The sequence below is a fragment of the Vibrio sp. SBT000027 genome (genome assembly GCF_963894355.1).
GTDB lineage: Bacteria > Pseudomonadota > Gammaproteobacteria > Enterobacterales > Vibrionaceae > Vibrio > Vibrio splendidus.
This window is the reverse complement of the sequence record NZ_CAWQGD010000001.1, coordinates 1-13457: the sequence shown is the minus strand read 5'-3', so window position 1 is coordinate 13457 and position 13457 is coordinate 1. Positions and strand designations below refer to the sequence as shown.

Below are 13457 nucleotides of genomic sequence, written 5' to 3'. Positions count from 1 at the left end.
CCTCAGTAGTAGAACCCGTTGTCACCCAGTAAGCGAGGCTTCTGGTTGTCGGTATAAGTCGCTTTATTATTTGATGTTTTTTGTTGCTCTCTTGGCCATGCCAGTAAACGTTCAACATCGCTCAATGGGATTAAGCCATCGGTTGGTAGTGGCATTGAGTCTGAACGAGTCGGTTGAACTAGGTAAGCCGTTACAATGATGATCAGCTCTGTTTCTCTACGAGTGAATTCAGTCGAGCGGAACAGGCTACCAAGGACTGGTATTTCACCGATGAGCGGTACTTTTTGTAGTTGTTCGATGTCTTCCGATTTCAATAGCCCACCTAAAGCAAAGCTCTGCCCACTTGCCAATTCAATGGTGGTGGAGGCGCTACGAGTGGTAAAAGAAGGGAAGTTAGTTCCGTTTATCACTTGTTGGCTCTCGATTGAGATGTTACTGACCTCGGGATTTACTTTTAAGCTGATACGGTTTTGACTGAGCACGGTTGGGGTGAAGTTCAGTTTTACACCGAAATCCTTGTATTCGATTTGAGTGGTGTCAGCCGTAATCAGTGGCAGCGGTACTTGCCCACCAACCAAAAACTCCGCATCTTCGCCTGACATCGCGGTCAAGTTAGGTTCAGCAAGCACAGACATCATGCCGTTGGTTGCTAGCGCATCAATCAGAGCAGTAATGCTCGGCTTGCCCCAACTACTGACATTAGGCAGCTTTGAAAACGAAAATTGCCCCACACCGCCAGCGATTGAACCCCATTTGATGCCCAACTTATTGGATACATTTCTTGAGACTTCAGCGATTTTTACACGAATGTTGACCTGATTTGGCATGGTGACAACCAATTGATTGATCAGCTCATCATTGGGTTGAGTCTGCTGATTTTGATTGGTTGAATTACTGCTGTTGTTACTGTTTCCCTGTGAATTCGAGCTCTCTTGTTGTTCGGTAGAACCGACAATAGGGGATAAATAGCCTTTCGCGAGCGACACGATATTGTGTGCCATCATCGGAGAGGGAACACGACCTTTAAGCCATAACTTTCCGCCCAGAGATTCCGCGTTGACTGACGCTTCTGGGAACTTGTTTTTAACCAGTTCATTGAACTCACGGCTGTTATGCGTGACGCGAATCTTGTTGGTATAAATCACGCGTTCTTGTTCATTCAAAACGGTGATCGTAGCGCTGCCAGCTTGCTTACCGAATATCATCACCTTGGTATTGGTTAAGGTTTGGTAATTAGCGATATGGGTGTTAGAGATGAAAATGGATTTCGCTTTTTCGGGTAAGCGAATCATTCTCGCCTCATTGATCGTGACATCAAATGTTGATGCTGCAGATGCAAAAGAGACACATAGGCTTGATAGCAGGAGAACACCCCACCAACGACAGATGTTAGCCATTGTTATCAGCTCCAGTTTTATTATTGACGATTTTATTTTCGGCTCTAAATTCCACCAAACCCACGTCAGGCAATACCTGAGTTGTGTCTGGAGAAATGACTTTCAGCGTCACGGCATTTGCGCGTTGAGGTTGATCTTGAGCCTCGTTTTGCCCGCGTAATACAAGCGTTAATTTTCCTAATTGCTTCGCAAGTACCACTTGGTTTGCTTGCTCGGGTGTCACTTCTAAAGAGACACTGCTGTCTTCAGGGATACCATTTTCGAAACCATTCGATTCCCTAGCCTTTTGATAAGATTCTGCCGTTTGCTTGTTATTAAATGCCAAGACTCTTGCATCATGCACTATCGTTGTGACGTACAATCCTTGAGATGAATTGCCATAACGAAGTAGCTCACCATCTTGTGAACCGAGTAGGAGAATATCCACTCTGTCGCCCGGCTCAATGAAGCCTGAATTAGACGTGACTTGATCGACAGGGACTGAAATCGCGCGATAGCCTGGTTGCAACTTCAATGAAAGCGAGTAGCCACCTTCCGGCTCGGTAATGTCTGCTTTCGACAATATTGAGTCTTTGATGAGTTTGGTGCGTGCAAGCCCCGACATCGTGTGGTCGGCTGAAATATCTTCCGGTGTCACGTGGTCGATGTAGTTCTCCAACTCTTGCTGTGGAACTTCTTTCCATCGGAACGAGTTTGGTGTGTAGGCTTGACCTATCTCTATCGTGCGAGTTGGAACCAACACTTTGACCGTTTGCTTAACGGCTTGTTTAGAAGAGGTGCTCGCAGACTCGTTATTGGTTTGGCTCAACAGTAAAACGGATATTCCGAGCACCGAGCAAAATAACGACAGCAACATGAGTCGCTTGGCAGTCATAACTATTCCTTTAATTTACGGTAAACGGGCTTATTCTGATTTTTGAGCGTCTTTGAGCTGATCGACGACAGTTTGGTAAGCGCCAGTAATGGCTTCGGTTAGATCACCATTTTCGCCGCCTACAAAATTAAGCAAGACCACAGACATTGCTGCTGCGAGAATTGCGTATTCGATAGCGGCCGCGCCGCGCTGTTTTTTCTTGTTAAACATGTTGTTATTTCCTAGATGAAAGCAGCCTCAGCTGAGGCTGCTGTGGTCATTAATAAAGGTGTCGTTAGTCTGCAACTAATCGATATAGATAAGCTGATGAATAGCTCGCGGTAGACACATCAGTCTCCGCCATCGTCGTCATATTCAACCCTTTGAAGCGGCCATAAGGTGCTGGGTCGCTGGTGATGTAGTAGCCATAGCTACCACCAGTTGCTTCGTTGAACTCAAACACTTCGTTGTTAAGTGGCAATAAGCTATAGAGTTCAGCTTTTGTCGGGTAACGCCAATTAGCTTTGCCACAAATACTCTTGGTATTTTGTGCTGTGATAAGAGGGGCAATATCTACGTATTTCTTGAAACGGCTACTATCACCTCGAGAGAAGAGTTGCCAAACCAAGTTGCTGTCTGTGTCTTGAGCACACACTGCATTTTGTCGGTTGGTTACTACCGTTCCTTGCGCATTTAGATACTGATAATTAGCAGACTTTTCTCTGAATAATCGAGCTAAGACGACTTTGTCTTCAGAACCATCGGTACGAGCTTTATCTAAGGTTTGGCTACTTTCTTTAGTGTCGTAACTTGTGATGTATTGTTGATCACCGCTTGCTGCACTCGACCAGTAATAAAACGTGGTTCCATTATCGAAATAAGATTTGTCGTATTCTGGCTTGAGTCCCAAGTAATTTGGAAATACGTCTGTATCCAAGGTCATTTTCGAATTTGAACCTTCGACAGCCTTGGTATTAATCGACAGCAGCTGTGCTAAGTGCGGAACTTCCCAGTCACTAAAACCACACAGCTTGTTGTTATTAGTGCTCGCGAGTAGTTCGTTGCTGCCTAGTATGCTGGCGTATCCGGTCGCTGAAGCATCATAGGCAAGATCGTCAGCACCATGCGGTAGCCCATCTTTGAGCAGTGCCCATACTCGACGTTTTCCTGTAATTTTCGTGTCTTCAACACAGCGCCAACCTTGTTGATAGGTTGTGTCGCTTGGCAGATAGTTTCCTAGTTCATCCAACTTGGCGAAGCGATTACTTACCATTGCGTTGGCTTGAGAAACACTAAATCCATTGTCTGCTGCTTGTTTTAGTCCATCTTTTGCTAACACCTTAGATTGAGCGAGATCGTGGAGTGTGGCTGTTGTGCTCATCTCTTTGATAAGTGTTTGATATAGAGTGATGAGCGAATCAAACTCAGAGCCAATCCCGTTGGTTGCGGTATTCAGTTGGTTAATGAAGTCAGTGACTTGCGCATATTGGCTCTCTAATACTGAAATGGCACTGTAGAGGTCCAAACTTGCTTGATGCAGCTCTGAAGCCAATGAGGCTGAGCCTATTGCACTTGTGGCATCGGTTAGCATTACCGAGTTTTTCTGGATGAATGCCATTTTTTGAGCAAACTTAGCACCTTCAACTAGTGCATTTAACCCGTTCGAGTTTTGCTGTAGTTTCGCTGCTTTTTCTTTGTAAGCTTTTACTTTGGTAATGAACTCAAGGCTCTCCGCATCAGTACGGCTTTGAGCAACCGACACCTGAAAGTCGTAAATAGTGAGCTTCGTGGTCACTGCACTCAATTCGTCAAGCCATGGTTTAGTAAAGGCCGCCAGTTCAACAGCTTTAGCTTGTGCTTGGGTTTCTAAAGCCGCGTAGCTTTGCGCTTTTTTCTGATTGTTCGCTAGCCATGTTGTTAGGTAAGCCTCAGCCGCCTTTACTATTGAACTTTGTGTATTGAGTAGGGTTTCAACAGCAGTTGTTGAAGCATCAATGTGACTGACTAGCTGCGGCCCAGACGGTAATTCCCACTTAGCGTATGCGTATTTACTGTAATACTGCTCAACAGATTCCTGGCCTTTGTTGATAGTGACAGCGACGCCATTTTTATCCGCTAATATATTCATTGACTGATTCGATACCAAGTAACCACCACTTCTTAGATTTGATGGCAGTGTTGCAGGATCTCGTTGCGATAGCGTAATCACTTCATTGGTGTCTGGAAGCGTCCAACCAGCGATATCACAATCATCCAGTTGTGCGACTTTATCGAAGACGGTATCGGTTTCTGAAGAGAATCGCTTCGTCCAAAACGTCGGCTCCCCTTGTCCTTTGTCATCGTATTCAGCAATACAATTTAGGGAGTAGGAATTCCATGAGCCACCGTAACTAAAATCAGCGGCCTGCGAACGGGTTTTCATCGGTACGAATTTTAATGCAGTGAAGCGACTACTAGCATCTGTAGCCCAAAGGGTGTCACTGACTGAATTGGAAACGCCTTCTTTTGCTTGTTTCTTTAGTCGAACTCCGACATTGGCTTTGTCATACGCTTCTGGGCCAATAAATTGAGGTTTTGAAACAACAGGGTGCCAAGTGAGGCCTTGGTCATTGGTGAACTCATAGTATTTGGCTTGATCAAAGCGAACAGATTGGCCATCAACGTTGGCAGTTAAGTAGTCCCACTCAAAACCATTGGTCTTGATTTGGTTTGAGCCAGTGAAAGTGTTAGTAATCTCAGGCGATGTTGGTGATGGAATTTCAAACACTTTGGTGAAGGCTTGTGTTGTTAATGCTGACGCGCCGTGAGGCATGCCATTGTTAGGGTTTGCACTTACTCGTAATTGCACTTCAGCGATGTTCTTATCTACATTACCAATCACTACAGGCTTAACGGTTACTTTTGTCCAAGTTGAACCGGAGTCGAGTGTGACTTCGAAGTGCTCGGGCTGAGTGAATTCGCCGAAGTATGTCCAATCGAGAGTATTGTTTGTGTCGTTAACCACCAGACCAATCGGGGCGTTGGGTACTGACGGACGAACAGTAAACGCGACATCGTTGGTTAACTCTGAACCGCTAGGGCGACCCGTAATCGGATCTCGTTTAACGCGTACTTGGATTGAATCGATAGCGTAAGCTTGGTCATTTAGCTGATATGGTTTTGTGGTAACCACTGCCCAGCCGGTGTTGAGTGTATTGATCTCGTAATCCGTTACCTCTGAAAACCCGGTAACAAAAGTCCAGTCAAATGTATCTAATCCGTCATGAGAGATTGGTGATGTCGGTGCGACAGGCATACTAGGAGTAACAGAGTAGCCCTTGTCTGAACACAGCACTTCGCCAGGATCATGTTGAGGATCTGTACCTGCTTTTACTCTTACACAGATTTGCCCTTTGGCAAACGTCTCATCTGGATAGCCTGTGGGTTGCTAGTTACAGGGGTAAAAGTAATGCCTCTATCGAGAGAGTATTCGTAGAAATCACTTCCCGTAAATCCTTCAACGTCTGTCCATGCGAATGTGTTTTCTGCATCGTCAACAATCGGTGAGGTTGGTGCTATAGGTTGATTTTCTGAGCGAGTGAATACAGAGCTGATAGCCAACGGAACTCCCGCGGGGCGGGCATCCAGTGCATTTGACTTAACGCGAACCGAAATCGTGTTTGCAGGAAGTGAAACATTGCCAACAAGATACGGCAGTGCGGTTACGCCCTGCCAACCATTACCTAGATTAATCTCGTAGAAAGACGGATCCTTGTATCCATTAACCCAAAGCCAATTGATTTGATTGGTGCTGTCGTTAGCAAAATCGAGTACTGGTTGCGCGGGTTGGATTGGGGTTACCGTCATCGATTGTTCTGATGCTGAACTTAATCCTGTTGGGTGACCTAGCGAGTCATCTTTGGCTACACGAACTTTTAGATGTCCAACTGAATATCTAGATCTGGAATGTCTTGAGGTTTTTCAGTCACTTGCGTCCAGCTTGAGCCGTTATCTAATGAATATTCATACAAACCTAGTTCATTAAACGAGTCGACAAATGCCCAATCAAATTGATTGATCGCGTTATTCACACTAATCCAAGCTGGAGCAGCAGGCACTGTCGTTAGCGTAAACGCTTTGTCTGAAAGCATGGGCTTTCCGGCAGGGGTATTACGAACGTTAGACGCAGCAACTCGAACTTGAACGGCTCCTTTGTCGAACGCCAGTTTCCTACAACAATCGGCTTACGAATTACCGTTGTCCAAGTCTTCCCTGAATCCAATGAATATTCGTAATCTGTGTTGTGAGTGAAGCCACGCACAAGCTGCCAATCGAAGGTGTCTGAGGCATCATTGACTTGACCGTGCTTAGGCGCTGGCGGTCTAGTGATGATTTTTATTGCCATCGATGTCTTCTTGGGAAACTTTGAGTTGGTCTCGGTATTCCTTACCAAGTTGTTTCAATGCGCTATCGGTTCCTGATGCGCCATGAGACAGCAAATCGGTCTTGGCTTTAAATTCTGCTAAATCAAGCCTCTGCCAGCTTGTACATAGATCCTTTTCGAGCATTTACTTGGTCGACACCTGCATCAACAGAAGCCATTTGTGCTTCCTGAAGTACGCGAGTAACACCGCGCGCAAACATGTGTACTTCACGGCTTTTGGTTGAGTTTGATGCGGAATAATCACCAACAGCCAGTTGTTTATCGATGCCTAAGTCGCTGGCTACAAGCTGGGTTGCTTCATCAAAACTGATTCCACTGGTTCTCGATACACTTGCAATGAGAGACGTCACGGGGCTAATCACGTCCGAATTGCTACTCGGTACTTCTAGCGTAAATCCGGATTCAATAGGCTGATTCGGTGAATCCATATCGATAGTTATACCGGCAACCGCTTCGACCAATATTGGGGTATTGGGCGACATCAGTTGTCGACGTCTAGTTGGAATCGTCCTTCGGCGTCCGTAGTGGCAATTTCTCATCCAGCAGAGAATCACACATGGCATTGCTGTTTCTGTCTAAACAAACTTCGCGTTGCGTAAATAACCATCCAAAGCTATGCCCGAAATATTCTGAGAACTTGGCTTAGTTTGTGACTGTTTGAGCTTCGGATCTGACTCTGCTCCGCCACAAGCAATAAGCATTGTGGAAATGAGTGAAACACTCATTAATTTGTATGGATTCCTTACCACCTGAACTCAAAATAATTTTATAAATTACCCATAGGAAAGGCGGAGGATATTAATTTAAATGATAGTAATTATCAATATCATTTGATCTTTTATTTCGTTAAGTGATTTAATAGCAAAATAAATACTATCAATCAAATCATAAACTAGGCGAATCGGTCGAAAAAATGCACAATAAATTATTAATATGCAAATTGTCACTAGCAATATCTAGTGTCTTAATGGTCTCTGGATGTGGAGGTAGTTCTGATAGCGAAAACCCAGTTGGGTCTACGGCTTCAGGCTATGCATTTCTAGATTCATTAGTATGCGACTGATGCAGATCTGAATGGCGTATGCAGTGATCAAGAGAAACAGATTGCTGATGTTTCTGGGTACGCACAGCAAAGGCAATATGATGGTGGCAATTTTGACTGCTTCTCCTGGTATGAAAGTGGTGACGCTTTCACAACTTTAATTCATAGTGAGATGATGTTTAACCCAACGGTAAGTAAACGATGTAGAGCAAGCAAAGGCATCGCTTCAAAGTAAGTTAGGCGATCATGTTGGCATCAATTTTAGTGTGCTGGATTCAACTCATGGGTCTAAAGATCTATCAAATCTGTTGTTAAAATCGCTGAAAATGGCGCAAAGTGACGGTAAGCAGTCTTCTTATACCAATATTGCCCATGCTCTTGATTTGATGATAGAACATAAAACTTTAGACTTATCTAATATTGACGTTGCTGGTACGGTTTCTCGGCATTACAAATTGAAGATTCTTTGGTTGTTCGCGGTTCACAATCGGTACCGCATTGTCTGGTGCGAAGTCGATAGCTCTGATCCAGCGAGCAGTCAGATTGTGTTTTTAACGGCTAATGATGTGGTTATGCAAATTGATAGCTCTTCACGCAATAAGCCGGTGACAATCAATGGTGACCCTGCATCTCAAGCGGTTTCTGGTCTGGTTAGTATCCGTTCGCACGACGACGATGATTACGACGACCATGATGACGATGACGACGATGACCATGGAGGTGGTACTGGTACTGGTACTGGCGGCGGAGAAATACCGGTAGACTCGAGTGAAATCATTCAGTTAGTTCCTGCGCTAAATGGTGTTCAGGCATACAAGGTTTATAAACCGACCGCTTACGTCTCACCCACATCGAGTGATATTTGTAATAGCCAAGGCGCTAATGGTGTTTTCCTTACGAGCCTCAATGGTTCGAATAACAACAATGTTGGCGTGAAGGCTTTTGCGATTGATACGTACAGCAGTCGCAGTGGAGGTACGCTTCCACCCATTCCAAAACCTAATCCAGCCGTGCCGCCTAAATCGAGTGAGTCGTGCATCAATGATAACTTCGCGGCAGTGGTTCCTCTGTTACAAAGTGGCTCGTTACTGGCGATTAAAATACCGGAAGCTCGATATACTCACAGCAAGAACTCAAATTGCTAAGTGCTAACAAGCTTGATATGAAAAGATGGAGTCACGCATTGAAAGCTTCCTCACCGCAAGTCATGTCATCTTACGACGAAAGTGAAGCATTAATTGTTTATAAGAATTACTTTTCAAACAGTAATTTAGCAGCAGAAGTTATCGACACCTCTAACCTATCCACTAAGATGACGATTGATAAGTTAAACCTTAAAACAGCCAATATTGTCGTGAATCAACAGATATTGTTGGGGTTGGATAGCAATAAGGTTGAGTGGGTGTCTAACTCGATACAACAAACCGTACTTGGGGAGCTGACCGTTGATTCTGCTATTAGCAAGATAGCGACATCGCGAGACGGAAAAACCAGTGCGATTACCACAGAAAGTTCTCTTTATATCGTTGATAACATGACGAAAACCTTACTTGTAACAGAGTCTCTGAGTAACAATGCTATCAAGTCTTTGTATGTGTTAGAAGATAAGGTGATTGCGTTAACTTCTTCGGGTGCGGACTATTATCAGTTTCCGAAATATCAGCGGCCCGGCTCTCAAGGTTGGCAGCCAGTTGGTGACCAAAGAACTCCTCAAAAAGTGGGAAGACAGCGGCAATTCAAGTTGGAGTTCAACGAACTTGGGCTACATTCTTTCTCAAACGGGTACGGAAAGTGAAATCTCCGATCAATTCAAAAACGTAAACCTCTCGTTTTCTCCGACCAATGCGACAACGTCAAGTGGCATCTCTGGTGTGCACGTCAGTGGCTTAGAACGAGGTGAATGGCTAAATTTTTATAAGGCTGTAAGCCTAATAGTTCAATGGAAGGGGAACATTTTTTGTTGAGCTAGGTCAACTTATGTGTTTGGTTGACTTTTTTCCTTGCTACTAGTTCTATCTGAAATTAAAAGCGTGGTATTACTTAAGTGTTGTATTGCGCTTTTCTGTTTTAGATATTGCCTTTTTTGGTGTTCTTTGAACCTATTTACCTTATCGGAATTCAAGGTAAGTTGTTGTGTGAAATTTCCTCCTGATCTTTACTCCTCCCAAAGTTCTACTACATCCAATATGGTGTCTATATCATTATTATTTTTGTCCTCTTTATTCTCCAAAATGACGTATAAAGATGATGATATCTTATCCATGTTAGAAGTTTTGTCCGAAGAGAATACGAGGTTTTCCTCTTTATCGTACTGGAAGCTAGTATTTTCTATCGAATGCTTACAAACGATACTAGAACAACTTCTATCTAGGGGGCGGTAATTTTCATTATCAGCATAGGCTGTATTTATCCATAACATGAAAATACAGCTAGTAGTAATGACCGATATTCGAGTGAGCATGGCTAAAACCTTGGATTTTGTTGGCGTTGAATTTTTTATTGTACTATTCATTATCGATTAAATGAAACTGTGACTAAAAATAAATATCGAAAATAGTACTTCTTACGTCATTCAATTTGATGTTAATAATTGGTTCTCTCACCATTGATAGTTCAACGTTGTAGGTGGATTCTTTGATTTCTTCATTAAATATATAATTTAATGAAAGTGAATTTAATAAATTTTATATTCAGTTGAATTCTATCTAATATTTACTGGTCGCACATCTTACCAGTGTCTGTTAACTTTCTTGAATAAATAGAATTAAGTCTAGTCATGAGTGGTTATTAACAGGATTGACGTGTTGTTAGGGTATATTTTAAATTGTGATGAGTTGTTAATAAGATTTAATGTGAATACATACAAAATATCATTGAATACACCCTAACTAAGTTGTACCTTAGCCTTGATTTATAAAATGTATATCTGGATGTATAATGAAAAAATAAGTAAAATAATCATTGCGTTACCTATCATGTTTTCTAGTTTTGCGCATGCTGAGCAGAATTACTTTAATAGTTTCAGTTTTGGCCTTCAAGGTGGGCAAATGAAGGTTTGGACCAATATTTAGGATCCAAATTTTCAGAGAAAGAAGAGCAAGACCTTGTGGGCGCATATGCTTCACTATCTTTCTCATTGACTAACAATGTATTCGTGGAAACTGAATTCTCTGGGATGAGCACCGGAAAAACTCAGTTTAGAGATCATTATGCTGGATTAGGGTTTAACAGTAACTATGTCAATGGAGTCGTGCCTTTTTTATCTGTTGGCGTAAATCGTATCGATGCAGAGCGACGCGAACTTGAGTTTAGTGAATATGCTCCTTCTGCGCATGTTGGTTTCAAATATACTCCAATTAGCTTTCTGACTTTTACTCCTAGTTATCGTTACTCTTACGTTGATAAAAATACGATGAATAAATACTCGCTAATGGGCGAGATAAACTTTACTGATTTTTTTGCGATTGAGTTAGGTGCAAGCTATAAAACTTATAAAGAATCTGAACAATGGTCTGGGGTAACAGGTTTAAAGTTCTACTTTTGATTTAAAAGTAAACCTGATTCCTTCCAAGGTTGCTACTTTGTAAGTTTAGAAAACAGATCCTCATAGAATTGTTCTATGAGGATTTTTTCGTTTTTGTTGCTTATCTACAATACCCATTCGGTCTTCAGTCATTGTAGAGATATGAGGATGTATTATGTACACCGAATGAATACTACTCAATCACCTATTAAGGTCGATTTGGTGTAATTCATATCTTTTCGACATTTAAAGCCTCCTCGTTTACCGCCACAGTCTAATTTTACTATCAAAGGCTTCGTTGCTCACCTTGTAAATGCCGAGTTAATCATTTGTTGATTCTAATGAAACGAGAGTATGATGTTGGATTAATGATAAGGAAATTCTACTCATGAGTGAACCTGTTACGAATTGGAAAACGCCACAAAACTTCTTATTACTGATTTCGATTGTTGTCCCTATTGCGTTTTCGAGCTGGATGGCTTTGCTTAATAACTTCGTGATTGAGAAAGCGAACTTTGATGGTGCCGATATTGGCTTGTTGCAAAGTGTTCGTGAGATCCCTGGCTTCTTAGCGTTTACTGTGGTGTTTGTGTTGGCATTCATTCGTGAGCAACGCTTTATGTTGATATCGCTGGCGATGTTAACCGTAGGCACGGCGATTACCGGTTTATTCCCTTCACTTACTGGCTTGTTGCTGACTACGATTTTGATGTCGACGGGCTTTCACTATTTTGAAACGCTGAAGCAGTCTCTGTCACTGCAATGGCTGAGTAAAGAAGAAGCGCCAGAGATGTTAGGTAAAATGATCTCTGTTGGCGTTGGCCTCGTTAATCACTTATGGCTCAATTTGGGTGATGCTAGAGCAGCTCAAGCTTGATTTTGCATGGGTGTATGGCATCACTGGGGGCATCGGTTTCGTTTTAGTATTGGTGATGACTTTTGGTTTCCCTGAATTTCAAACCAAGACTCAGCAAAATAAAAAGTTGGTATTGAGAAAGCGTTACTGGCTCTACTACGCGCTAACGTTTATGAGTGGTGCAAGAAGACAAATCTTCACGGTGTTTGCAGGCTTTTTGATGGTAGAGAAGTTCGGTTACTCGGCTGCTGACATCACGCTACTGTTCTTAATCAACTATCTGTTTAACTTCTTGTTCGCAAAACGCATTGGTAAATTTATGGTGTAGTGGGTGAGCGTAAGGCGCTGATCTTTGAGTATGTGGGTTTGATTGGTGTGTTTGTTGGTTATGGCTTGGTGCAAAGCGCTGAGTGGGCGGCAGCACTTTACGTGGTCGATCATCTGTTCTTTGCGTTGGCATTGGCGATCAAAACCTACTTCCAGAAAATTGCGGATCCTGCTGACATGGCCTCAACCGCGGGTGTCTCTTTCACCATCAACCATATTGCAGCTGTTGTTATTCCAGTCGCGTTTGGTGTGATTTGGTTATCGTCTCCTGCAACGGTTTTCTACATTGGTGCAGTGATGGCGGCGGTTTCTTTGGCGCTGTCTTTAAACATTCCTAAGAAGCCTGAAGGGGTAACGAAGTCCGGATGTTTAGCTGGCGCTAAGTTGGTTTCAATCTGATGAGATAGAAAAAAAGCTCCAATAGCGATATTGGAGCTTTTTTGTATGTGTTATTTGGTAGTCAAAGGCGTGACATTCTAAACGGATTACTTCCTATGCCGCCTGTTTTTCTAATGAGCCAGAAAAGCGCTTCTTGTAGCTGCGTAACATACTCAGGCTGAATATGGCTGTTACGGTTTCCGCGAACAGGATACTCGCCCAAATCCCTTGCTCTGGGAATAGCTTTGGTAAAATCATGATGCCCAAGGCGACGAACACAAAGCCGCGGCCAAGAGATATATCAGTGTCGCTTGTTTTGGTTTAGCTGTTGCCTGAAACAGGTTGGCGATCACTAAGTTGATGCCCATCAGTGGTACAGCAAAGAAGAAGAACGTCAATGCAGTAGCTGACAGTGCAATCAAATCACTTGAATCACCCAAATAGAGGGCTGCGATTTGAGGCGCAAGCAGGTACACAATAACCATAAACACCAAGCCGCTACCAATTGCACATTTTAAACCTAAGCGAAAAATCGCTTCGATTCGGTTTGGCTGGTTGGCACCATGATTAAAGCTGATAATTGGCTGGCAGGCTTGAGCGATTCCGACCATCACAAACAAAGCGAATACCCCGATATTTGCCGTTAAGCCATAGGCGA

4 protein-coding genes and 4 pseudogenes are annotated in these 13457 nt (G+C 43.1%); 3 read left to right on the top strand and 5 right to left on the bottom strand.

From position 1 onward, the window contains the following. Positions 1–2: 2 nt before the first annotated feature. From AACU28_RS00060 to AACU28_RS24545, 4 genes and pseudogenes are all read right to left on the bottom strand, one after another. Entirely contained in the window at positions 3–1397 is a 1395-nt protein-coding gene (locus AACU28_RS00060) for a type II and III secretion system protein family protein (RefSeq protein WP_121602059.1), read from the bottom strand. Then, the gene (gene cpaB / locus AACU28_RS00055; RefSeq protein ID WP_121602058.1) at positions 1390–2271 is read right to left on the bottom strand and encodes a Flp pilus assembly protein CpaB; all 882 of its coding nucleotides are present in this window, start codon (positions 2269–2271) and stop codon (positions 1390–1392) included. Before cpaB ends, AACU28_RS00060 begins: the two co-directional genes overlap by 8 nt. A gap of 30 nt (positions 2272–2301) precedes the next feature. Next, complete coding sequence (locus tag AACU28_RS00050; RefSeq protein WP_102548127.1) at positions 2302–2481, bottom strand: Flp family type IVb pilin; 180 nt, start codon at positions 2479–2481, stop codon at positions 2302–2304. Positions 2482–2545: 64 nt separating this feature from the next. Beyond that, positions 2546–7398, bottom strand: a pseudogene (locus tag AACU28_RS24545) (DUF1566 domain-containing protein). 242 nt (positions 7399–7640) lie between these two features. Between AACU28_RS24545 and AACU28_RS00020 the strand changes: the two are divergent. From AACU28_RS00020 to AACU28_RS00010, 3 genes and pseudogenes are all read left to right on the top strand, one after another. Further along, positions 7641–9679: pseudogene (locus tag AACU28_RS00020) on the top strand (hypothetical protein). Between the two features lie 1091 nt (positions 9680–10770). After that, positions 10771–11259, top strand: coding sequence for a hypothetical protein (locus tag AACU28_RS00015; RefSeq protein ID WP_259462515.1), 489 nt, complete (start codon positions 10771–10773; stop codon positions 11257–11259). Positions 11260–11626: 367 nt separating this feature from the next. Further along, positions 11627–12804: pseudogene (locus AACU28_RS00010) on the top strand (MFS transporter). Between the two features lie 109 nt (positions 12805–12913). Here AACU28_RS00010 and AACU28_RS00005 read toward each other — a convergent pair. Beyond that, a pseudogene (locus tag AACU28_RS00005) lies at positions 12914–13457 on the bottom strand (MATE family efflux transporter); the annotation flags it as partial.

Bases quoted from the DNA above. Each gene is read 5' to 3' on its own strand.
- AACU28_RS00060 (WP_121602059.1), bottom strand. From the start codon at position 1,397: ATGGCTAACATCTGTCGTTGGTGGGGTGTTCTCCTGCTATCAAGCCTA.
- cpaB (WP_121602058.1), bottom strand. From the start codon at position 2,271: ATGACTGCCAAGCGACTCATGTTGCTGTCGTTATTTTGCTCGGTGCTC.
- AACU28_RS00050 (WP_102548127.1), bottom strand. From the start codon at position 2,481: ATGTTTAACAAGAAAAAACAGCGCGGCGCGGCCGCTATCGAATACGCA.